Annotated in this window: 22 protein-coding genes and 1 other annotated feature; all 22 genes read right to left on the reverse strand. The window is 35.2% G+C overall.

Annotated elements, in window-relative coordinates:
* Positions 1 to 6: 6 nt before the first annotated feature.
* Positions 7 to 1,089: a 3-phosphoserine/phosphohydroxythreonine transaminase gene (serC, locus tag C1Y58_RS10345; protein ID WP_105615966.1), complete on the reverse strand. Its 1,083-nt coding sequence runs from the start codon at positions 1,087 to 1,089 to the stop codon at positions 7 to 9.
* A 414-nt stretch (positions 1,090 to 1,503) separates the two neighbouring features.
* Positions 1,504 to 2,274: a nitroreductase family protein gene (locus C1Y58_RS10350; RefSeq protein WP_105615967.1), complete on the reverse strand. Its 771-nt coding sequence runs from the start codon at positions 2,272 to 2,274 to the stop codon at positions 1,504 to 1,506.
* Positions 2,275 to 2,475: 201 nt separating this feature from the next.
* Entirely contained in the window at positions 2,476 to 3,420 is a 945-nt protein-coding gene (locus C1Y58_RS10355; RefSeq protein WP_105615968.1) for an SPFH domain-containing protein, read from the reverse strand.
* Positions 3,421 to 3,434: 14 nt separating this feature from the next.
* On the reverse strand, positions 3,435 to 4,451 hold the full coding sequence (gene hflK / locus C1Y58_RS10360) for an FtsH protease activity modulator HflK (RefSeq protein WP_105615969.1): 1,017 nt from the start codon (positions 4,449 to 4,451) through the stop codon (positions 3,435 to 3,437).
* 388 nt (positions 4,452 to 4,839) lie between these two features.
* The gene (locus C1Y58_RS10365) at positions 4,840 to 6,114 is read right to left on the reverse strand and encodes a glycoside hydrolase family 3 protein (protein WP_105615970.1); all 1,275 of its coding nucleotides are present in this window, start codon (positions 6,112 to 6,114) and stop codon (positions 4,840 to 4,842) included.
* Positions 6,115 to 6,178: 64 nt separating this feature from the next.
* Entirely contained in the window at positions 6,179 to 7,180 is a 1,002-nt protein-coding gene (gene mgrA, locus C1Y58_RS10370) for an L-glyceraldehyde 3-phosphate reductase (RefSeq protein ID WP_105615971.1), read from the reverse strand.
* 170 nt (positions 7,181 to 7,350) lie between these two features.
* Positions 7,351 to 7,983 (reverse strand): SdpI family protein, encoded by a 633-nt coding sequence (locus tag C1Y58_RS10375; protein ID WP_105615972.1) that lies wholly within the window; start codon positions 7,981 to 7,983, stop codon positions 7,351 to 7,353.
* Entirely contained in the window at positions 7,980 to 8,261 is a 282-nt protein-coding gene (locus tag C1Y58_RS10380) for an autorepressor SdpR family transcription factor (RefSeq protein ID WP_105615973.1), read from the reverse strand. The genes C1Y58_RS10375 and C1Y58_RS10380 overlap by 4 nt, the downstream gene beginning before the upstream one ends.
* Positions 8,262 to 8,325: 64 nt before the next feature.
* Entirely contained in the window at positions 8,326 to 8,844 is a 519-nt protein-coding gene (locus C1Y58_RS10385) for a hypothetical protein (protein ID WP_105615974.1), read from the reverse strand.
* 171 nt (positions 8,845 to 9,015) lie between these two features.
* Positions 9,016 to 10,680 (reverse strand): biosynthetic-type acetolactate synthase large subunit, encoded by a 1,665-nt coding sequence (ilvB, locus tag C1Y58_RS10390; protein ID WP_105615975.1) that lies wholly within the window; start codon positions 10,678 to 10,680, stop codon positions 9,016 to 9,018.
* Between the two features lie 13 nt (positions 10,681 to 10,693).
* On the reverse strand, positions 10,694 to 12,352 hold the full coding sequence (gene ilvD, locus C1Y58_RS10395) for a dihydroxy-acid dehydratase (protein ID WP_105615976.1): 1,659 nt from the start codon (positions 12,350 to 12,352) through the stop codon (positions 10,694 to 10,696).
* A gap of 32 nt (positions 12,353 to 12,384) precedes the next feature.
* Complete coding sequence (leuB, locus tag C1Y58_RS10400; RefSeq protein WP_105615977.1) at positions 12,385 to 13,452, reverse strand: 3-isopropylmalate dehydrogenase; 1,068 nt, start codon at positions 13,450 to 13,452, stop codon at positions 12,385 to 12,387.
* Between the two features lie 56 nt (positions 13,453 to 13,508).
* On the reverse strand, positions 13,509 to 13,997 hold the full coding sequence (leuD, locus tag C1Y58_RS10405) for a 3-isopropylmalate dehydratase small subunit (RefSeq protein WP_105615978.1): 489 nt from the start codon (positions 13,995 to 13,997) through the stop codon (positions 13,509 to 13,511).
* An 11-nt stretch (positions 13,998 to 14,008) separates the two neighbouring features.
* The gene (gene leuC, locus C1Y58_RS10410) at positions 14,009 to 15,268 is read right to left on the reverse strand and encodes a 3-isopropylmalate dehydratase large subunit (RefSeq protein WP_105615979.1); all 1,260 of its coding nucleotides are present in this window, start codon (positions 15,266 to 15,268) and stop codon (positions 14,009 to 14,011) included.
* A 70-nt stretch (positions 15,269 to 15,338) separates the two neighbouring features.
* Complete coding sequence (gene cimA, locus C1Y58_RS10415) at positions 15,339 to 16,931, reverse strand: citramalate synthase (RefSeq protein WP_242985378.1); 1,593 nt, start codon at positions 16,929 to 16,931, stop codon at positions 15,339 to 15,341.
* Positions 16,915 to 18,462, reverse strand: a complete 1,548-nt coding sequence (locus C1Y58_RS10420) for a 2-isopropylmalate synthase (RefSeq protein WP_105615981.1) — start codon at positions 18,460 to 18,462, stop codon at positions 16,915 to 16,917. The genes cimA and C1Y58_RS10420 overlap by 17 nt, the downstream gene beginning before the upstream one ends.
* 20 nt (positions 18,463 to 18,482) lie before the next feature.
* Complete coding sequence (gene ilvC, locus C1Y58_RS10425; protein WP_105615982.1) at positions 18,483 to 19,472, reverse strand: ketol-acid reductoisomerase; 990 nt, start codon at positions 19,470 to 19,472, stop codon at positions 18,483 to 18,485.
* Positions 19,472 to 19,990: an acetolactate synthase small subunit gene (gene ilvN, locus C1Y58_RS10430; protein WP_105615983.1), complete on the reverse strand. Its 519-nt coding sequence runs from the start codon at positions 19,988 to 19,990 to the stop codon at positions 19,472 to 19,474. The genes ilvC and ilvN overlap by 1 nt, the downstream gene beginning before the upstream one ends.
* A 232-nt stretch (positions 19,991 to 20,222) precedes the next feature.
* Positions 20,223 to 20,450 (reverse strand) — a binding site (T-box leader).
* Between the two features lie 125 nt (positions 20,451 to 20,575).
* Positions 20,576 to 20,923 carry a DUF3147 family protein gene (locus C1Y58_RS10435; RefSeq protein WP_105615984.1) on the reverse strand — a complete coding sequence of 116 codons (348 nt, stop codon included), beginning with the start codon at positions 20,921 to 20,923 and terminating at the stop codon, positions 20,576 to 20,578.
* Positions 20,924 to 20,937: 14 nt separating this feature from the next.
* A complete protein-coding gene (locus C1Y58_RS10440) occupies positions 20,938 to 21,207 on the reverse strand; it encodes a metal-sensing transcriptional repressor (RefSeq protein WP_105615985.1) in 270 nt (89 codons plus the stop codon).
* Between the two features lie 224 nt (positions 21,208 to 21,431).
* Complete coding sequence (locus C1Y58_RS10445; protein WP_105615986.1) at positions 21,432 to 22,256, reverse strand: hypothetical protein; 825 nt, start codon at positions 22,254 to 22,256, stop codon at positions 21,432 to 21,434.
* A 20-nt stretch (positions 22,257 to 22,276) separates the two neighbouring features.
* A complete protein-coding gene (locus C1Y58_RS10450; protein WP_105615987.1) occupies positions 22,277 to 22,657 on the reverse strand; it encodes a hypothetical protein in 381 nt (126 codons plus the stop codon).
* Positions 22,658 to 22,755 lie beyond the last annotated feature (98 nt).

A 22,755-nucleotide genomic window follows, 5' to 3' on the forward strand; every position in this document is an offset into this window, starting at 1 on the left:
TTCCCCCTATCCGTGAGTCACTTCGAAATCTTTCATAACGTTAACTAATGCTTTTACACCTTCAACTGGCATTGCATTATAGATGCTTGCTCGCATACCACCAACGCTTCTATGCCCTTTAATATTAACCAAACCTTTTGAACCAGCTTCCTTGATGAACTGTGTATCAAGATCAGGATTCCCGGTAATAAAAGGTACATTCATTAAACTTCTATCTTCCTTTTTGACTGGTCCTTTGAATAACTTACTTTCATCGATACAATCATAGAGTAATTTCGCCTTAGCTCTATTCATCTTCTCAATAGCATCTATGCCTCCTAGTTCTTTTAACCACTCAAAAACAAGCTTACAAACATAAATACTATAGGTTGGTGGTGTATTAAACATTGAATCTTTATCAGCATGTATTTTGTATTGCAACATAGTAGGCACATTGTCGCCAGCTTTTTTTATAAGATCTTTCTTCATTATAACAATAGTTACTCCTGCTGGTCCCATATTCTTCTGTGCTCCTGCAAAGATGACGCCAAAATCATTCACATTAATTTTTTCTGCTAGTATGTTTGAAGACATATCTGCTACTAAAGGTACTCCCTCAACATTTGGTAATTGATTAAACTGTGTTCCGTAAATTGTATTATTGGTAGTGATATGAATATAGTCGGCATCTTTTGTAAAAGTTAAATCATTAAGATTGGGTATATAAGTATAATTTGCATCCTCTGAAGATGCTAGTACATTAACATTACCAAATTTCTTAGCCTCTGCAATAGCCTTTTTGGACCATGCTCCTGTATCAATGTAGTCTGCTGTACCATTTTCGCTAAGCAGATTCAAAGGTACCATGGCAAATTGTGTCGATGCCCCGCCTTGCAAAAATAGAACTTCATACTCATTAGGTATAGAAAGTAACTCTCTTAGTAAAGCTTCTGCTTCTTTAATAATTTCATCATATACTTTTGATCGATGACTCATTTCCATCACCGACATACCTGCATTTCTATAATTAAGCATTTCCTTTGATGCCTGGGTTAACACCTTTTCAGGTAAAGTCGATGGTCCTGCTGAAAAATTATAAACTCTTTCCATAATTAGCCTCCTTCATAAATTTATCATTCAAATACGAAATGCATATTTGAATTTGAAGTAATAAGTGCAGTTTCTTGCAATACATGTCCTTCCTACACACTATCTCATTGATTACTATTTGTCTGTGAAAAACATATAACATTACAATATTTATACTGTTTCAAATATCATATATAAATATCAAGATGATGTCAATAATAAATCTGAATATTTATACTATAGAATTTTAGATATTTGTATACTACATATACTTTACCACACTAAATAAATAAAGTAAATCATTAAAACAAAACCACCCCTATTACTTTTAGCCAGAATAAGTGATAAAAGACGTTGAGGATATTTACCGATTCTGGATTCATAGAACATAAAGGTGGTACCTTGAAAAATGATTTATTGTTAATTAATTTGGAGTTAGGATGATTGTAAATGAAGTGTCATAAAATAGTCTTGTTCCCTCTTTTTTTCTTGGTCTTTAACGAGTTCAACATCCATTCCTTCATATCTAGCTTCCTCTACCATATGACATAGACCTATTCCAAGATCTATTTTATTTAAAGATTGGATCATTTTCTTATAAATTTTCTTAGGTGCATCATAATACAAATGGATCTCATTTTTCCATATCTTCACTTTCCATGGTTGACTGTTAATGGCAGATGGTGCAATCTGCAACGCTTTTATAATCGTATCATAACTTACAATTCGACCATTAGATATCTCCGAAAGAGCTTTACGTTTTCTTTCTAATATACTGTTTAGAGGATTTTCTGGCTTCCCGAAAGCTATCATAATGATGTATTGTTGTTGCTGAGGAATTTGTATGATTTGCTTCACAACATGATCCTTAAAATTGCTTCCAACCCAGCATGTGCCTATTCCTTCTGTAGCCATCTTCAAAACTAACTGTTCACCCATATACCCCAGATTTTCAAGATAGTTATCCTTTTTCTCAGTAGTTACGAGTATATAATGGGGGGCATATACTTTCATATAACGATCCATGAAAGATTTGAAATACTTTGATACTTGCTCCCCTTCCTTAACCACATGAAACTTTACAGGAATATCAGGATTTAAGGATTCTAAATTCTCACTCCAAGCTTTAACTTTGGATAATAGATTCTCTCCTATTCCACCTGAATACTTTCTTATTGAAATTCTTTTTTCTATGGCATTATACATCCTAATCTCTCCCTAGATATTGTGTTAATTAAAGTATACCGTATATTGTTTACCTCGTCAACCATTCAGCTTTAATATACTCCAGAAACCATTTAAAACAATTTATACTACAAATATGGTGATCTAGCAAGTATATATCTGCAGGTAGTTCATTAAGCAAAAGAGATCTAACTTGGAGTAAGTTAGACCTCTTCTTAATAGTTATTCAGCTAATTCTTCTATGCCGGAATTATTTAAATAATCAAATACACTCTCAGATGAGTCCATAAAGATGGTCGATCCACTTAAATCTTGATAAAGCTCCATCCTCTTAATGAACTGATAGAATTCTAAGTCTTTCTGTAATGATTCTTGATAAATACGAATAGCTTCTGCGTCCGCTTCCGCTCTTATTCTGGCTGAATCTTCAATGGCTACAGCAACGATCTCAGCTTTTTGTCGATCAGTTGTGGCATTTCTTTTTTGGTATTCAGCATCCCCTTCAGCTATTAACTTTTCACTTTCTTTCTCTATTTGCTTTGACATTTTAGACTCAATACTAGTGATGTTGTCTACTGGGAAATTCTTTCTATTAATACCAATATCCACTGCCATTATTCCATAATCACGTATAAGACTTTCATTTAACTGATCCTTTTGACTATCCAGTAAATCCGTAATCTTCTCTTTTTCAAAGAACTCTTCAAAATTAAGAGAGTTTACCGAATTAACAATAGCAGAGTACACTCTATCATCCATTATCGTATGTACGTTACTTTTTGAACGTAACGTAATATTGAAAACAGCTGGGTCAACAATACGATATTGTGCATACATTTGGATAAGAATTTGTCTATCATCTTTCGTATTAATATTTTCTTCTAATGACTTATAAGTTAGATATTTAGAAGTATATTTTTCAACAGTATTAAGTATTGGAATCTTGAAATTCAATCCCTTCTGTTGAGATAGTTCAACACTACTTAAGTCATTATTACTTAAGTTCTCTTCAACAATTTCATAGTCACTGGTGTTAACAATTACTTTATCAATTTTACCAAGTTTTCTTATAACAGCTACTTCATCTTCTCTAACGATAAACGTAAACATGTTAAAAAGTATTACTACTGCAATTATAATACTACCAAAAATGATACCTTTTTTCATACGACAACCCTCCCTTAGTTAATCTCATTAACGACTTTTTCTTTTTGATCATCAACATTGTAGAAGATATTTAAATCTCCTGCTTGAGTATTATTGATAACAATGTCATTATTATTAATAACTGCTTCCATTGCTTCTAAATAATACTTTTCTTTAACAATTTCAGGGTTGTTTATATATTCGTTGTATAAAGCATCAAATTCAGCAACTGCAGCATTAGCTTCTGCTATTACATTGGCACGGTGAGCTTCAGCATCCTGCATCATCTTTTCAGCTTCCGCCTCTGCTTGAGGAATTACTGTATTCTCATACTTTTCAGCTTCTTCAAGTTTACCCTTCATGTATTGGTTAGCATTTTCTTTTTGCTTATAAGCTTCTTGAACCGTAGGCAATAACTCAACATTTTGAATATTGACTGTGGTGATCTCGATTCCTGACTGATAATCTCGCATTGTTTGCTGTAAGTCTTTCTTGATTACGGCATCAATAGCTTGCTTATTCGTTCTTGCATCTTCAAAAGTAAAGGTTTGAAAAGCATCTCTTACAGAAGCCTCAAGAACCAACTTCAGCGTACCTTCAACATCGTCTACTTTATAGAGATATTGAACTGGATCAGCAATACGGTATTGAATAATTAATTCTAATAATACGATAGAAGCATTATTATCTGCAGCATTTACAATGACTGTACCTTCTTCTAACTTAGAATTATACACTGCTTCTTGCTTTTCATTACCCTGTTGCACTGTTTGAAAACCATATTCCATTTTATGTTTACGCTGTACATCAACAATCGTGTACTGATCAATAACAGGTATAATGACATTAAGCCCTTCACTTCGTACACTCTCAAATTGTCCAAATCGAGTTACAACAGCTTGTTCCCCCGAATCTACAATAAATACTGAGTTGAACCCAATGTAAAGCAAAAATATAAGAACAATACCTGTAATGATTAGATTCTTTACTAATTTAAAGGGCACTTTAGTCTTGTCAATATCAATAACATTATCATCATGTTCGTTATTCATCTAAATCCTCCTTTATGTTCATAGATAGAGTAACTTAAAATATCCTTTCCCTTTCAAGGATATAAGAATATTTTACCACCCTAATTAAGAAAATCAAGAGTTTTTACAAATTGTTAATTATTACATTACTTATTGATGGGCTTATAGTTTTAATTTACAATTATATTAAAGTTGCTTATAAGCTAAAAATGGGCAAAGAATCTAGGGTTACTAGATTCTTTGCCATCTATTTAAAAACTCCTTGTCGAAACAAGAAGTTGTTAATATGTTTCGATGTGTTAAACATCGTTGTACCTTTATATAATATGCAACTATATAAGATATGTTACTTATTTGAATTATAATCATCTTTTATTAGATAACTCACGTATCCGTCACAAAAAAAGGATTAATTAAGTTCATTTTGTTCATTTATTATTCCTTCACTGTATTTTAGACTTAATATCCTCATTAAGGATTCATCAATTCTTTCTTCAGTAATTCTACCATTTTTAACAGCTTCGATAACACCATTATATGCTTCGGGGAAGTCTAGAGGCATTAAAAGTATATCAACACCTGCCTCAACGGCCAAAATAGCAGCTTCTGAGGATGAGTAGTAGTTACTTATTGCTCCCATCTCAAGGGCATCAGTGATAACAACTTGATCAAATCCTAAGTTTCCTCTTAAATGTTCTGTAACCATAGTAGGTGATAAACTAGCAGGCAGATTATCTTTTGTTGCATTAGGCGTCTTGATATGACCAACCATAATCATATGGACTCCAGCTTTAATACCAACTTCAAAAGGCAGCCACTCAACTTTTTCTAATCGATCTAAATCATGATCAACTTCTACCTGATCCATGTGTGAGTCAGAATTCGTATCACCGTGGCCTGGAAAATGCTTTAAAGTAGCCAATATCCCCTGCTCTTGCATACCTTTCACCTCTTCTGCAACCATCGTCCCTACTAATAAAGGATCAGTCCCAAAGGCTCGTTCTCCTATGACAGGATTATTTGGATTAGTATTAACATCTGCTACAGGAGCAAAGTCCAAGTTAAATCCTAACTCACTTAGGTATGCTCCTAATATAGAACCCGTTTCAAAGGCTTTTTGGGGGTCACCTAGACGACCTATTAAGCCACTGTTAAGAAGTCTAGGAACTTGCATAGCTGGATTATTACCAATTCGACTTACTTGCCCCCCCTCTTCATCGACAGCTATAAAGAGTGGCAATTTAGAAGTGACCTGTAAATCATCAATAAGTTCCTTGGTCTGCTCAGGTGTATGAATATTCTCAGAAAAAAGTATGACGCCACCAATATAATAGTTTAATACAGTATGAAGAACCTCTTCTGTAATGAGGGTTAAAGGCTGACCTAGCTGATCTTGTCGAAATGCAAGCATAAACATTTGTCCTACCTTTTCTTCCAGGCTCATACCATTGATTAGCTCTTCGACTTCAAGCTTAAGTAGCTCTTCCTTAGAAAAAACTTTTTCATCTGTTTCTTCAACTTCACCACTGATTTCTGTTTCATCCCACTCAAATTCACTAACTTCACTATCAGTGTGCTTGGTTGTATCTTCTTCAAATTCTAACACCTCTAAATTTGTTTCAGAGACTGACTGACAAGCCGATAGTAATGAAATAATAATCACTACCAAAATTAACTTTTTCATAATAATGCCTCCGCTATATGTAAGCTACAAAAACCAACCCCGGAATCATGATGCCCCCCTAACTTTAACCTTGGAGAACATCCTCTATAACGCTTAATTCATCCGCTGTAAATGCTAAATTTTGAACGATCTTAACGTTATCTTCTAGTTGTTCTACTCGACTAGCACCCACTAGGGCAGATGTAATCCGTTCATCACGCAAAACCCATGCTAAAGCCATTTGCGCTAAGGATTGTTGACGTTCTAATGCAATCTCATTAAGTTTACTTATTTTAGACATGACTTCATCAGTAAGATGCTCTGGTCGTAGGAAAATCCCTTTTGCTCCTGCTCTAGAATCAGCAGGGATCCCCTTTAAATAACGATTGGTTAATAGCCCTTGAGCAAGAGGACTAAAAACTATACCACCAACACCTTCTTCTCCTAAAACATCAATTAACTCATCTTCTATCCAACGATCAAACATGGAATAGCGAGGTTGATGAATGAGGCATGGTGTACCTAGTCCCTTTAATATGTTTATGGCTTTCCTCGCTTCCTTAGCACCATAATTAGAAATACCTACATATAAAGCTTTACCTTGCTTAACAATTTGATCCAAGGCTCCCATCGTTTCTTCCAATGGTGTGTCAAGATCAGGACGATGATGATAAAAGATATCAACATAATCCAACCCCATTCTCCTTAAACTTTGATCAAGACTAGAAACAAGATATTTTTTAGACCCCCAGTCACCATAAGGCCCTTGCCACATATGATATCCTGCTTTTGTAGATATTATCATCTCATCACGATAGGGTTTCATATCATCAGCGAGAATTTTACCAAAATTCTCTTCAGCAGACCCTGGTGGTGGTCCATAATTATTAGCTAAATCAAAGTGGGTTATACCCAGATCAAAAGCTCTTCTAATCATAAGACGACTATTATGATAAACCGTTACATCACCAAAGTTATGCCACAACCCCAATGATAATAAGGGTAACTTAAGTCCACTACGACCACATCTTCTATAGATCATGTTTTCATAACGGTTAGGATCAGCTACATATCTTTGAATCTCCATCGAATTCCTCCTCTTTTGTAATAGCCTTTTACTCATTATAGCATAGAATATCTTTAGTTACTTTTACAACTCTATAACAACCTGCGCTTAATACGAACTCCCTGACATTAATAAAAGGTTTTCGGTTAATAAAAGAAAAGAGAATGCCAAAGCACTCTCTAAGATTCTCATCATTTTGTATTCTTTTTAAAAACTATATAAGAGTAAATAAACAACCCTACTACTCCTATTATAATATAGGCTGTACTGGCGAAATAAAAGTTAGGTTGATTTACAAAGCCGCCGAAAATAAATAGTAACCCTGCTATAAGAAAATAATAGCCTGCCACCCGATGTGTTTTATTCCAAGTATCTTCATCTGCTATAGTCCATGGAGTTTTCACACCTACAAAATAATTATGTCGGATTTTAGGCATATAGTTTCCCATGATAATAAATAAAACACCAATACCAAAATTAACCCATATACTTGTATCAACTCCATAACCTAATGATGATGCCAAAACAATCCAATTTATATAGATAAAAAAGAGCATAATCAAAGTCATAATTAAATGATAGCTTTTGGCATGTTTTTTGTAATTTTCTCTTTTTGGATCAATCTTAGGTAAAACCTTTCCTAACCCATACATTAAGATCGGTAAACCAGCTAACAAAAGGACAAAATACTTATTATCATAACGGTCAACTTGACCATATATGTTCCAATGCATTGGAATCTGTTCAGGTAAAAATGGTAATAATAGTATATTAAATATAAAAGAAATCATTGCAATAATAAATACCCACTTCATAAGTTTCATGATTCTTCACTCCTCTCATCACCATAGTTGCTAATTTCAAAGAACCATTTTAACATATCTTGCATCGTAGTTGTATTCAAAGAATAAATAATATGTTGACCGCGCCGTTCTGTAATAACTAGATCTGCATTTTTTAATAAATTCAAGTGATGACTTATGGAAGGTTTACTAATATTAAAACGATCAGCAATTTCACCTGCAGACATATCCTTTTCCCTTAAAAATTGTAAGATCTTTCGACGTGTAGGATCTGATAGTGCTTTAAAAGCGTTATTCATAGGCAACACCTCATTTTAATATTTAGATAATTATCTAATTGTCTTAATTATAAACGTTATAAATTCAAATGTCAAGTTGACCATTGTTTTTAAACTTTCTATTTTTCATTTTTATCATAAATGTATTAAATCTATCTGAGTCATTGATAGAAATTGAAAAACGAATAAATTTCTTATACTTTTTGGGTCTAATAATCATTTCATATTCAATTTCCTCATCATTTTCTCGTATCTCTTTTATATATAAAATATCCTTGAATTGATAGATTTTATTGTTAGTAAATATACCTTTTTCAGTGAAATATACTTTAGAAACAGTATGTAAATAGATAACCAACAGGTAATACAAGAGAAGGAGTAACAATATATCCCGCGCATGATAGAAACCCTCTTCCATAATTGTTAGAATTGAAAAGATGGTCATAACGACAGCAAGCCCTAAAACAAAAGTAAATGCAATTCGCTCATGTTCACCAACAACACAAAGGCTTTTCCCATATTTCCTAAATAGAACACCATAGCGAATAAATAAAATAAGAAATGTGATTAAGACCATCATAAAGAAATAATCATATAATGTCATCAAACTCCTCCTTACCCTAATAGCTTATATGTATAATTATAACATTATGTATAACATTTAACAATACAATAGTAAGTACAATAAAGACCCGGGAACGCTAGTACCCGAGTCTTTATATTGCTGACTTTAATAGTTATTATACAATTCACCTTATTTTTTATGTGATGATTATTATTCTTCCATAATAAGGTTTTCAATTGATGCACCAGGTGCTACCATAGGGAATACCTTATCATCCGGATCAATCTCACAATTAATCAGCACCGGTCCTTGATGCTCAAGAGCTTTCTTAAGAACATCTTCTACCTCATCTTTCCCTCTCACATTGAAACCTAGCATACCAAAGGCTTCTGCAAGTTTAACAAAATCTGTACCACGATCCAGAGTCGTATGACTATAACGCCCATCATAGAATAGCGTTTGCCATTGACGCACCATCCCTAATGCATGGTTATTAATGATAACGACAATTAGTGGTAATTTATATTCAACAGCTGTAGCCAGTTCATTTAAATTCATTCTAAAACTGCCATCTCCAGCGATATTAATAACTTGTTTATCTGGCATTCCAACCTGAGCACCTATACATGCACCTAAACCATAACCCATGGTACCTAAACCACCTGAGGATAAAAATGTTCGAGGTTTTGTATATTTATAATATTGTGCAGCCCACATTTGATGTTGACCTACTTCCGTCGTAATGATAGCTTCACCATTTGTAACTTCATATATTTTTTCAATGACGTATTGAGCTTTTAAACCATGATCCCCGTACTTAAGTGGGTATTTTTCTTTAATATCACAGATTTCTCCAACCCATTCTTCTCGTTTGATTGGTTTAAGACGTTTACTAAGAGCATCTAAAACCAACTTAACATCACCAATTAAGGATTCATGAGTTAAGACATTTTTATTAATTTCAGCAGGGTCTACATCAATATGCAACACCTTTGCATTCTTAGCAAATTTCTTAACGTTACTAACAACCCTATCACTAAATCTAGCGCCTATTACGATGAGCAAATCACTTTTGGTAACACCTAAATTAGAAGCCTTTGTACCGTGCATACCAATCATCCCAGTAAAAAGCTGATGATCTCCCGGAAAACCGCCAAGCCCCATCAAACTCGATGTGATAGGAGCCTGTATTTTTTCAACAAACTCAAGTAACTCTTCAGCAGCATCAGCTTTTATAATACCACCACCAGCATAAATAAATGGCTTCTCTGAATTATTAATTAACTCAACAGCTTGATCTAACTTTAGATCACTTACTTCATCCGTGTTTCTTTGGATTACTCTTGGTTGTTTCGGTTGATAGTCTGCCTCAAGTGCCGTTATATCCTTTGGAATATCAACCAAAACTGGTCCTGGTCGCCCTTCTTTAGCTATATAGAAGGCTTCTCTGAGAGTGTCCGCTAGTTTATTGATATCCTTAACAATGTAGTTGTGCTTTGTTATAGGCATTGTTACACCAGCAATATCGACCTCTTGAAAACTATCTTTACCTAACAGTGATACAGGGACATTCCCCGTGATTGCAACCATAGGTACTGAATCCATATATGCAGTTGCAATACCTGTGACAAGATTAGTAGCACCTGGTCCAGATGTAGCAATAACTACACCAACTTTTCCTGTAGCTCTAGCATACCCATCAGCAGCATGTGATGCTCCTTGCTCATGAGAAGTTAAAATATGTTTAATCTTTTCTTTATTTTTGTATAAGGAATCGTAGATATTTAGAACTGCCCCACCAGGATAGCCAAATATAGTATCTACATTCTGTTCTTTTAAACACTCTACAACGATGTCCGCACCCTTCATTAACATCCTATCACTCCTTTCATTTTAAAACTGCACCTGTATTAGCAGAGGTTACTAACTTAGCATATCTTGCTAAATAACCTTGATTAATCTTGCATGGTAAAGGTTCAAAACTTTTACGTCTATGATCAAGCTCATTATCATCTACTTCAAGGATAATCTTTCCTTTATTAATATCGATAAAGATAGTGTCGCCTTCCTGAACTAAACCAATTGGACCTCCCTCGGCTGCCTCTGGCGAAACATGCCCGATGGATGCTCCACGAGTAGCTCCACTAAAACGACCATCCGTAATTAAGGCAACATCCTTATCTAATCCCATACCAGCAAGGGCTGATGTTGGTGCAAGCATTTCGCGCATACCAGGTCCTCCCTTAGGACCTTCATAACGTATAATTACAACATCGCCTTTCTTAATCTTGCCTCCTAAAATTGCAGCATTAACATCCTCTTCAGAATTAAACACGCGAGCCGGACCACGATGCTCTAGCATCTCAGGAGCGACAGCGGAACGCTTTACTACACAGCCTAGAGGGGCTAAGTTCCCTTTTAGAATAGCAATACCTCCAGTTTCACTGTAGGGATTTTCAATATTCCGTATAACTTGATTATTCAAATTAGTTACATTTTTTATATTTTCGCATACCGTCTTACCTGTTACAGTCGGACAATCCAAGTGAAGCAAATCTTTCTTAGCTAATTCTGCCATAACCGCTTGAACTCCACCTGCTTCGTAAAGATCTTCAATATGATGATGCCCTGCTGGACTTAACTTACACAAGTTGGGTGTACGAGAGCTAATATCATTAGCTTTCTCAAGCTCCATGGTAATACCTACTTCATTAGCAATTGCTGGTAAGTGCAGCATACTATTCGTACTACAGCCTAACGCCATGTCCACTGTAAGAGCATTTTCAAATGATTTTTCTGTCATTAAATCTCTCGGTCTTAAATCCATTTCAAAAAGCTCCATGATAGCCATCCCTGCTTTTTTTGCCAATCGAATTCTCTCAGAGTAAACTGCTGGTATGGTTCCATTGCCAGGCAATCCCAGGCCTAATACTTCCGTAAGACAGTTCATACTGTTGGCTGTAAACATACCCGAACAGGACCCACAACTTGGGCAAGCATTATTTTCATACTGACAGAGTTCACCCTCAGTCATCTTACCAGCCTTCACTGAACCAACAGCTTCAAAAACGTTGGATAAGCTAATGTTCTTATCACCAACTTTACCGGCCAGCATGGCACCACCACTTACTACAATAGTAGGAAGGTTAAGACGTCCAGCAGCCATTAACATGCCAGGAACAATCTTATCACAGTTAGGAACCATGACTAAAGCATCAAACCCATGAGCCATCACCATTGCTTCTGTTGAATCTGCAATAAGTTCTCTGGTTGCTAGTGAATAGTGCATACCAACATGCCCCATGGCGATACCATCACAGACGCCTATAGCTGGGAACTCAATAGGTGTTCCACCTGCTAATCGCACCCCTTCTTTTACAGCTTTAACTACATTATCAAGATGAATATGACCAGGAATAATTTCATTTTTTGCATTAACAATACCTATAAGAGGTCGTTCAATTTCTTCGTCTGTGTATCCCATCGCCTTAAATAGAGAACGATGTGGTGCTCGCTCTAAGCCCTTTTTTACACGATCACTCCTCATCCAATCGCCTCCTTCCTAACTATTTATAGAAATTATAAATTCTTTGCAACTAAATCTCCCATTTCTTCAGTACCAACCAGCTTCATACCATTTGATAAAATATCTCCAGTTCTAAATCCTCCATCCAAAACCTTAGTAACAGCTTCTTCAATGGCATCAGCTTCTTTTTGCAAGTTAAAAGAATAGCGTAACATCATCGCTACAGACAAAATAGTTGCTAATGGATTAGCTTTATCTTGCCCTGCAATGTCAGGAGCTGAACCGTGTACTGGCTCATATAACCCTAACTTACTTGAACCAATACTTGCAGATGGTAACATACCTATGGAACCAGTGATCATACTAGCTTCATCAGATAAGATATCGCCAAACATATTCGTAGTCAGGATGACATCAAATTGACTTGGTCGACTTACTAATTGCATTGCTGCATTATCAACATACATATGATTTAATTGTATCTCAGGATAATCTTTTGCTACTTCCTCAACAACACTTCTCCATAAACGAGAAGATTCAAGTATGTTATGCTTATCTACACTGGTAACTTTTTTATTTCTCTTCATAGCTACATCAAATGCAGCCACTGCAATTCGCCTTACTTCTTCTTTGCTATATACAAGTGTATCAAAAGCCGTCTCCCCTTCTTCATTACGACCTCTTTCACCGAAATATATACCACCTGTTAATTCTCTCATAACGACGATGTCTAATCCGCCTTCTTCTAGTAACTCAGGCTTTAATGGGCAAGCATCCTTAAGGGCATCATGCAAAACAGCTGGACGCACGTTGGCATAAAGACCTAATGCACTCCGCAATCCTAAAAGGGCTGCTTCAGGTCGTTGATTGCCACCTAAGTCATCCCATTTAGGACCACCAACAGCTCCTAATAATACGGAATCACTTTCTTTACACACCTGTAGAGTTTCTTCAGGTAAAGGCTCTCCAACAGCATCAATGGCAGCTCCACCTGCTAATGTATAGTTATATTCGAATTGATGACCAAATTTATCACCAACTGTATCTAAAACCTTAACGGCCTGTTTTACAATATCAGGCCCAATACCGTCACCAGCAACAACAGCCACTTTAAAATCCATGTTTTCACATCCTAATCTTTATCTATTTACGTCGAACTACTTTTTAATTCAAGTAATTACTTATTTAATTTAATATAATTGAGTAATCCATCTGCTTTTATGATTTCTTTGATAAACTCTGGGAATCCTTCAGCTTGATATTGCTCTTCCTTAGTTTCATTGTTAATTACACCAGTGCTAAAATCAACAGATAACTTATCTCCACTCTCTATAGCATCTACAGCCTCATCGCATTCTAATATCGGCAATCCTATATTAATTGCATTTCGATAAAAAATTCTTGCGAAAGTCTTGGCAATGACACAAGACACGCCACTTGCCTTTATAGCTATCGGAGCATGCTCACGAGAAGATCCACACCCAAAATTTTTCTCAGCTACAATAATATCTCCAACATTAACATTGTTAGCGAAATCTGCATCAATATCTTCCATACAATGCTCTGCTAATTCTTTTGGATCAGATGTATTTAAATATCTTGCCGGGATAATAACATCTGTATCTACATTGTCTCCATACTTAAAAACTGTTCCTTTTGCTTCCATGTTATTACCTCCTATACACTTTCTGGCCCTACGATTTTTCCTGCAATTGCTGATGCTGCTGCCACAGCTGGACTTGATAAATATACTTCTGATTCCGGATGCCCCATACGACCTACAAAGTTTCTGTTAGTTGTGGCTACAGCTCTTTCACCCTTTGCTAGAATACCCATATGTCCCCCTAAGCAAGGTCCACATGTTGGTGTACTAACAATAGCTCCAGCATGAATGAACGTTTCAATAAGCCCTTCATGCATAGCTTCTAAGTATATTTTCTGGGTAGCTGGGAATACGATTGTCCGAACACCTTTAGCAACTTTCTTCCCCTTTAATATCTTAGCTGCTACTCTTAAGTCTTCAATTCGACCATTTGTACAAGATCCAATGACAACTTGATCAATTTTTACTTCACCCACATTATCAATAGTACGAGTATTATCAGGTAAATGTGGAAATGCCACTGTAGATTTAATGCTATTTAAATCAATATTGTAAACCTCTTCATAAACAGCATCTTGGTCTGGTTCATAAATTTTTGGTTGACGCTCAGAATGATTCTTTACATACTCTAATGTGGTATCATCAACTAAAAATATACCGTTCTTCCCACCTGCTTCAATAGCCATATTTGCCATTGAAAACCGATCATCCATAGATAGGTTTTTTAGACCTTCGCCTACAAACTCCATGGATTTATATAACGCACCATCGACACCTATCATACCAATAATATGCAAGATAACATCTTTACCGCTAACCCATTCATTAAGTTTACCAGTCAAATTAAATTTTAATGCCTCAGGCACCTTAAACCAACACTTACCTGTAGCCATTCCTGCTGCCATATCTGTACTACCAATACCTGTGGAAAAAGCTCCTAGAGCACCATATGTACAAGTATGTGAATCTGCACCAATGACAACATCGCCAGATACAACAAGACCCTTTTCAGGTATCAATGCATGCTCTATACCCATTTCACCTATTTCAAAATAGTTTTCAATACCTTTATCATAAGCGAATTCACGAATACACTTACATTGTTCTGCAGCTTTTATATCTTTATTAGGTGTAAAATGGTCAGGTACGATTGCTACCTTACTTTTATCAAATACTTCTGTAAAACCATTTTTCTTAAATTCATTAACAGCAACTGGCGTGGTAATGTCATTACCTAGGACTAAATCTAAATCAACTTGGATTAATTGCCCTGCTTTAACAGATTCTAAACCAGCGTGGTCTGCAAGTATTTTCTGCGTCATGGTCATACCCATGATGTCTCACTTCCTTTCAAATCTATTGAACCTTACGACTATTCAATCTCTTAATAATGTTCAAAACAAACTACATATATGCTTTAATTTTTCTTTCTAATTCTCTGAGCAATTTAATTTCAATGGAATCCACTAAGGCTACTAGACTTGCTTCAATAATATCCGTCGATACACCTACTGTAGTCCATTTATCAAAACCGTCAGTTGATTCAATTAGAACTCGAACCTTTGCAGCTGTTGCAGCCTTGGTGTCTAAAACACGAACCTTATAGTCTGTTAAATGCACTTTACTTAACTCAGGATAAAATGTTTCTAGCGCGCTTCGGAGGGCTTTATCTAATGCATTGACAGGTCCATCTCCTTCAGCAGCAGTTACACAATCTTTTCCATCTACGTTAACCTTCACCATGGCATAAGCACTAAATTCAGAATCTTTTGATGGCTGTTCGCCAATGATTTTGAAATTTTCAATATGGAAGAAAGGTTTGTATTTACCTAAGTGTTTGCGAATCACTAGTTCAAATGTACTTTCAGCACCTTCGAATTGATAACCAACGTGCTCTAACTCTTTTAATCGCTCTATTATTTGCTTAGTTTCTTCAGAATCCTTGGTCAACTTAGGTGAGACTTTTCTAATTTTCTTAAGCACAGTGCTTCGTCCTGCAACTTCAGACATCAGAAATCTTCTTGAATTACCTACTAAACTCGGATCAATATGTTCAAATGAATGTGAAGCCTTGCTCACACCATCAATGTGCATACCACCTTTATGAGTAAAGGCTCTCCTGCCAACATAAGGTTCACTTTCTGTTAAGTTGATATTAGCCACTTCAGCAACATACCGAGCAGTTTCTGTTAGGTTCTCTAACGCTTCATCAGGGATACAATAATAATCTAGCTTTAACTGGAGATTGCCTATAATTGTACTAAGGTTAGCATTTCCACACCTTTCACCAAAACCAATATAAGTTCCTTGTACATGGGTTGCACCTGCTTTTACCGCCATCATAGAATTGGCTACAGCCATCCCACCATCATCATGACAATGGATACCAACTTCAATATCAAACCTCTTGCAAACTTCTGTAGTTATCGAAAAAACTTCATCAGGCATGCAACCTCCATTGGTGTCACAAAGTACAACGCTATCGGCACCACCTTTAATCGCCCATTCCAAGGACTTCATCGCATACTCTGGATTACTCTTATACCCATCAAAGAAGTGTTCTGCGTCGAAAATAACTTCTTTATGATGTTCTTTAAAGAAACCAAGAGTATCTTTAATCATTTCTAAATTCTCATCCAAAGTAGTTTTGATAATATCTGTCACATGAAAATCCCAACTTTTCCCAAATATTGTTACTGCTGGTGTCTCAGCTTTTAGCATCGATTGCACATTGAGATCATCTTCAACCTTAATACCACAACGTCTTGTGCTACCAAAAGCTGTAAGCTTAGAAACTGATAGTTCCAACTCTTTCATTCGTTTAAAGAATTCCATATCTTTGGGGTTGGAGCCCGGATTACCTGCTTCAATATAACTGACGCCAAGGGCATCAAGTGCTTTAACGATTTTTATTTTATCTTCTACAGTAAAAGAAATACTTTCTGCTTGAGCTCCATCACGTAAAGTGGAGTCAAAAATTTTAACCTGCTTTTTCACCCACTTCATCCCCCTCACCTAATTCAATAGCATTTAGCATTTTGTTAATAGCATTTAAATAAGCCTTTACACTCGCTTCCACGATATCTGTACTCAGACCTCTACCTTTAAATACTTTACCATCTTTCTGAATTTTGACCCGAACCGTACCTTGAGCATCTTTCCCCTCAGTTACAGCAGTTATTTTATAATCCATTAATTTAAAGTCAATACCAACCACTTTATCGATCGCCTTAAAGGAAGCATCAACTGGTCCATCTCCCGATGAAACTTCCTCAAATTTCTCATCTTTCTTAATAAGGCGAACACTGGCTGTAGCTGTAATGGTATTACCACTATTAATAACGAAACGATCAAACTTATAGATTTCTTCAATTGCAACTTGCCGTTGTTCAACAAGGGCTTCAATATCTTTATCTGTAACTACTTTCTTTTTATCAGCCAATTCTTTAAACTCAGAAAATGCTTTTTGAATCTCTTCTGCTGACAAATGAAAGCCTAATGCTTTAAGACGATCATCAAATGCATGGCGTCCTGAATGTTTGCCAAGCACCATTTTATTCTCAGTCAATCCAATAGATTCTGGAGTCATAATTTCATAGGTACTCTTGTTTGCTAACACCCCATGCTGATGTATACCAGATTCATGGGCAAAGGCATTGGCACCAACTATTGCTTTATTAGCCTGAACATGTTGTCCGGTGATATTTGATATCAAACGACTGGCGTGATAAATTTCTTTTGTATCAATACCGCATTCAAAGTTAAAATAATCTCGTCGAGTGTTAATCCCCATTACAAGCTCCTCAAGAGCTGCATTACCAGCACGCTCTCCGATTCCATTAATGGTACATTCTAATTGAGTAGCTCCTGCACGAGCTGCCGCTAAAGTATTGGCAACAGCTAATCCAAGATCATTATGACAATGGACAGATATATCTACCGAATCAATACCAGGTGTATTTTCTTTAACATAAGTGATTAAACGATAGTATTCATCTGGTGTCGTATAACCGACGGTGTCAGGTACATTAATAACTGTAGCACCTTCCTTAATAGCTGTATCAAATACTCGGCATAAAAAATCCCAATCACTTCTTGAAGCATCTTCAGCAGAGAATTCAATATCTGGACAATACTTTTTAGCATAGCGTACCATTTCTTTTGTTTGTTGGAGGACTTCTTCAGGAGTCTTTTTTAACTTGTATTGCATATGTATATCTGAAGTAGCTATAAAAGTGTGAATTCTAGGTTGCTTAGCATATCTTACAGCTTCCCAGGCACGATCAATGTCCTTAGGTAATGCTCTTGATAAACTAGCAACAACAGATTCCCTAACTTCTGAAGCAATTGATTTAACAGCTTCAAAATCTCCTGGAGAAGCTATAGCAAAACCTGCTTCAATGACGTCGACACCTAACACTTCAAGCTGCTTGGCAACTTTTAGCTTTTCTTTTAGGTTCATACTACAACCTGGTGATTGTTCACCATCTCTTAAAGTCGTATCAAATATCTTAATCCTTTTACCCATTTAAATCCTCCTATTCCTCATCAATCGTTCCAGATCATCTTCTTTCTTAATTCTTTACCTACTTCTTCTACCACATGTTCTTGTTCAAGACGTCTTCTTGCGTTAAAACTTGGACGGTTAGCTTTATTTTCAAGAATCCAATTCTTAGCAAATTCACCATTTTGAATCTCATGAAGAACTTTACGCATCTCATTCTTAGTATCATCCGTTACAATTCGTTGACCTACTGAGTAATCACCATACTCCGCTGTATCACTAATGGAATAACGCATGTAGGATAAACCACCTTTATTAATCAAATCAACAATTAATTTCATCTCATGTAAACATTCAAAATACGCGCTTTCTGGTTGATATCCAGCTTCAACTAAGGTCTCAAAACCAGCTTTAATTAATTCAGAAACACCACCACATAAAACTGCTTGTTCACCGAATAAGTCAGTTTCAGTTTCTTCTTTAAAGGTTGTTTCTAAAATACCAGCTCTTGCTCCACCTATACCTTTTGCATAAGCTAATGCTAAATCCTTGGTATTACCAGTGGCATCTTGATAAACTGCTATTAAGCAAGGTACTCCTTTACCTTCTTCATATTGGCTTCTTACTGTGTGACCTGGACCTTTTGGTGCAACCATGAAGACATTGATATCCTTCGGAGGTACAATTTGACCATAATGAATATTAAAACCGTGTGCAAAGATTAAAGATTGACCTGATTTCAGATTGGGTGAAATACTTTCTTCGTATAATACTGCTTGTTTTTCGTCATTTACTAAAACCATGACTAAATCAGAATCTTTTACTGCCTCTGCTGCTACTTTCACAGTTAAACCTGCTTCTTCAGCTAAAGACCAAGATTTACTTCCTTCATATAAACCTACAACTACATCAACACCTGATTCTTTTAAATTCAAAGCGTGAGCATGCCCTTGACTTCCATAACCAATTACTGCTACCTTTTTTCCCTCTAATAAACTTAAATCACAATCCTTATCATAATACATAACTGCCATTATATGACCTCCTCTAAATTTAAAACATTATTTGTACAACTACTTCCTCTATCAAGGGCCGTTAACCCTGTTCTAACAAGTGCTTTAATACCAAATTCTTTTATTAATTCAATAAAAGCATTCACCTTACTAGGTGCACCTGTTATTTCTATGATTAAAGAATCCTTTGACACATCAACAATACTAGCTCTGAATATATCGACTATTTCGATAATTGATGCTCGATTATGTTGATTGGCATTAACTTTAACCAAGGCAATCTCACGATATACCGATTCATCAGGTTTCAACTCAACGACTTTTTTCACATCAATTAATTTATTGAGTTGTTTCTTAATTTGATCGAAGATCAAATCATCTGCTTTTACAACAATCGTCATCCTAGAAAGTTCAGGATCATGAGTTTCACCTACTGTCAAACTATCAATGTTATACCCTCTTCTACTGAATAATCCAGCAACTCGACTTAAAACTCCAGAGTGGTTCGCTACCAATACTGATAACACATGCTTTTTCATATAACAGCCTCCCTTCAACACATTAAATCATTAAAGTTGTTTTTTATTATTTTAGGTGCAATGACACCTATTACTTACTAGAGTTCATTTAGATTCAATCTTTTTTTAGAATATTTAAATAATTCATCGAGGGGTATTCATACAGAAATACATTTTTATAAAGCATAAAATGGAATTATTTCTTTAATTGAAACTATAAAATTATATATAAAAAGCCTCGTCTCTACAACTTTGTAGGGACGAGGATAATCACGCGTTACCACCCTAATTGCCAAATTCATGGCCTCTCACTAGGTTCAAACAAACCCTTACCTGTAACGGGGTATACCGGAGTACTATTACTAAAATTTCACAGCATCTGCTCGGGAGTGATTTACAACATACACCGCTACTGATTCGCACCATCCATCAGTTCTCTGAAAGCAGTTTGCAAGTTGACTAGCTCCTTCATTGCATTTATCAAACAATTAATTAAGTTGATAGTATTTTAGCAATAATTTTTGTTGTTGTCAATATCTTTTATGATATTTCTCAGAAATAATTTCATATGTATGATGACTTGTCCGTTGTGCACTTTTTATACTATTATATTTGAATGCCGAATATCCCTAATATTTTAACATAAATATAATACCCTCCAGCCATAACACCAGAAGATATTAACATAGCTAAATAGAAATTTAACTGCTTTTTTAGTAAAAATGACATACAGATAAAAAATAAAATAGATGGTATTAAAGCCCAGACAACAGAATTAGATAATTCCATTACAACTTGATTATCTTTTGTATCAACGTAGAGCCACATCATGGCTAACATTGAGGTTATAGGTAACGATACAACAATTCCTCCTATGGTAGGAGATTTTTTACTAATCCAAGCTACAAAAGTTATTAATATAGCAGTAATAATTGTTTTTATAATGTTCAACAAGCAGTCAACTCCTTTTATCGTATATATTGATCCAATGCTTTTTCAAAGGCCTCCAATTGTTCCATATCACCATCTTCAACAGCCTCTTTGACACAATGGTTAAGGTGATCCGTTAAAATAAGCTTTCCAGTATTGTTTAACGCTGATTTTACAGCAGATATCTGTATAAGTACCTCATTGCAATTCCGATCATCCTCTACCATCTTTTTAATAGCTTCCATATGCCCAATTATTCTAGATAATCGATTAACAACTTTTTTCTTGTTTGGATGTTGGTGAGCCATAGTTTTCCTCCTTCCTATCCCCCCTATAGGGTTATTGTATGCTTTTTTTAAGCACCTGTCAACCGATATTAAATAGATCTATTAGATTTTAAACAGATCATTAACGAGGAGTTTAAAGTGCATTCCCAAGTACCCTTCAAATATTATAGGCTGTTATTTATAATCATAAAAACAGAAAAGCACATGATAGCAGTCTTGAAAAACCGCCACACATGCGCAATCGTTTACTTAAGCATATCTCGGTAGAGTTGAATGTGATTAACAATCTTATCTAAAATAATTTTTTTACTCTTTTGGACATAATAACGACTTTCTTCATCTAAGTAATCTTCCTCATAAGCATCAAATAAAGCATACAGATGCAATTGCTCATAATCAAAAATCAGCATAGGGTAAAGGTCTACTTGATACTGATCTTTATTATATGCATTAATAATTTGAGTATAAACACTATCTAGTTGATAGTATAAAAGATTAGCTTTTCCTTCATCATTTTGCAAAAACTTATATATATCCTTTTTCATCAACGAGAGATAATTTTTGATATGAGTACCGTTTAACCGCTTGGTCTTAATAGGTGCAGGCTTAATTAAATAACTTCTTAAATCAGGTAATTGAGAATTAATCCCTTCTTTATAATTCAATGCTTCTTCAATTCTAACAATGTGCTTCTCAATTTCATCAATAGCATTATTGGTATTTTGTATAAAGAATTGTTTGTTAATTTCTTCTTGTAATTGAGAGACGTAGTTCAACATATTGATAACAAAATCTACAGTAACTGCTATTTCGAACAATTGAATTTGATAAATTACCTTATCACAACCAAAATAGCTCTGCTGATAGTGGCTAATTAACCATAATGTATATTGCAAAATATTTTGCAAATCAGGAATATAGTTTTGGTATAGGTGATTTGCTAATTGACCATCACGTAATTTGTTTTTTATAAACTTAATCGTCAGTAAATTTCGCTTTACTTCATCTTTATATAACTCAAATTCATTGATTGTTGCTATAGTTTTAAAATCTAGCCCTAATGATTTCATGACTACCACCTCATTTACTATCAACAATAAGGAATGAGCGTATTAATAATATGATATGATTCAGTAATTTTATCATTAATATCACAAATTAAAAATCGATAAGTGCTATAACGTGATGAGTCTTCTTTATAATTATTTGGAATAAGATCTATTTTACTATGAATGGATTTAACAAGCGCAGTAGCCTTATTAAGCTCTCTTCTAATAAAATCTTTATCATCATGAGTTATTAATTCCAAACGCTCCAAAAGCTCCATAATGACAACAACATTAATTGTTATCTCATTCTTTAAGAAATCACCTGCAGAATTTTGCTTTAACAAATGCATATTCTTAAGTAACTCATCTTGTATCTTAGTCGTATCATACTGTTCAAAATGATTAATCTTCTTAACATACATGGACTCACTCCCTTATATACTCCCCCTTCTTATCAGTATATGATTGAAGGCTTGCCAAAGGATACTATGAGTATTATTGCATACAGAAAGGACATAGC

The sequence above is a fragment of the Vallitalea okinawensis genome (assembly GCF_002964605.1).
In the GTDB taxonomy this organism is placed as follows: Bacteria; Bacillota; Clostridia; order Lachnospirales; family PQDH01; genus Vallitalea_A; species Vallitalea_A okinawensis.

Bases quoted from the DNA above. Each gene is read 5' to 3' on its own strand.
- serC (WP_105615966.1), bottom strand. From the start codon at position 1,089: ATGGAAAGAGTTTATAATTTTTCAGCAGGACCATCGACTTTACCTGAA.
- C1Y58_RS10350 (WP_105615967.1), bottom strand. From the start codon at position 2,274: ATGTATAATGCCATAGAAAAAAGAATTTCAATAAGAAAGTATTCAGGT.
- C1Y58_RS10355 (WP_105615968.1), bottom strand. From the start codon at position 3,420: ATGAAAAAAGGTATCATTTTTGGTAGTATTATAATTGCAGTAGTAATA.
- hflK (WP_105615969.1), bottom strand. From the start codon at position 4,451: ATGAATAACGAACATGATGATAATGTTATTGATATTGACAAGACTAAA.
- C1Y58_RS10365 (WP_105615970.1), bottom strand. From the start codon at position 6,114: ATGAAAAAGTTAATTTTGGTAGTGATTATTATTTCATTACTATCGGCT.
- mgrA (WP_105615971.1), bottom strand. From the start codon at position 7,180: ATGGAGATTCAAAGATATGTAGCTGATCCTAACCGTTATGAAAACATG.
- C1Y58_RS10375 (WP_105615972.1), bottom strand. From the start codon at position 7,983: ATGAAACTTATGAAGTGGGTATTTATTATTGCAATGATTTCTTTTATA.
- C1Y58_RS10380 (WP_105615973.1), bottom strand. From the start codon at position 8,261: ATGAATAACGCTTTTAAAGCACTATCAGATCCTACACGTCGAAAGATC.
- C1Y58_RS10385 (WP_105615974.1), bottom strand. From the start codon at position 8,844: ATGACATTATATGATTATTTCTTTATGATGGTCTTAATCACATTTCTT.
- ilvB (WP_105615975.1), bottom strand. From the start codon at position 10,680: ATGTTAATGAAGGGTGCGGACATCGTTGTAGAGTGTTTAAAAGAACAG.
- ilvD (WP_105615976.1), bottom strand. From the start codon at position 12,352: ATGAGGAGTGATCGTGTAAAAAAGGGCTTAGAGCGAGCACCACATCGT.
- leuB (WP_105615977.1), bottom strand. From the start codon at position 13,452: ATGGATTTTAAAGTGGCTGTTGTTGCTGGTGACGGTATTGGGCCTGAT.
- leuD (WP_105615978.1), bottom strand. From the start codon at position 13,997: ATGGAAGCAAAAGGAACAGTTTTTAAGTATGGAGACAATGTAGATACA.
- leuC (WP_105615979.1), bottom strand. From the start codon at position 15,268: ATGGGTATGACCATGACGCAGAAAATACTTGCAGACCACGCTGGTTTA.
- C1Y58_RS10420 (WP_105615981.1), bottom strand. From the start codon at position 18,462: ATGGGTAAAAGGATTAAGATATTTGATACGACTTTAAGAGATGGTGAA.
- ilvC (WP_105615982.1), bottom strand. From the start codon at position 19,472: ATGGCAGTTATGTATTATGATAAGGATTGTGATTTAAGTTTATTAGAG.
- ilvN (WP_105615983.1), bottom strand. From the start codon at position 19,990: ATGAAAAAGCATGTGTTATCAGTATTGGTAGCGAACCACTCTGGAGTT.
- C1Y58_RS10440 (WP_105615985.1), bottom strand. From the start codon at position 21,207: ATGGCTCACCAACATCCAAACAAGAAAAAAGTTGTTAATCGATTATCT.
- C1Y58_RS10445 (WP_105615986.1), bottom strand. From the start codon at position 22,256: ATGAAATCATTAGGGCTAGATTTTAAAACTATAGCAACAATCAATGAA.
- C1Y58_RS10450 (WP_105615987.1), bottom strand. From the start codon at position 22,657: ATGTATGTTAAGAAGATTAATCATTTTGAACAGTATGATACGACTAAG.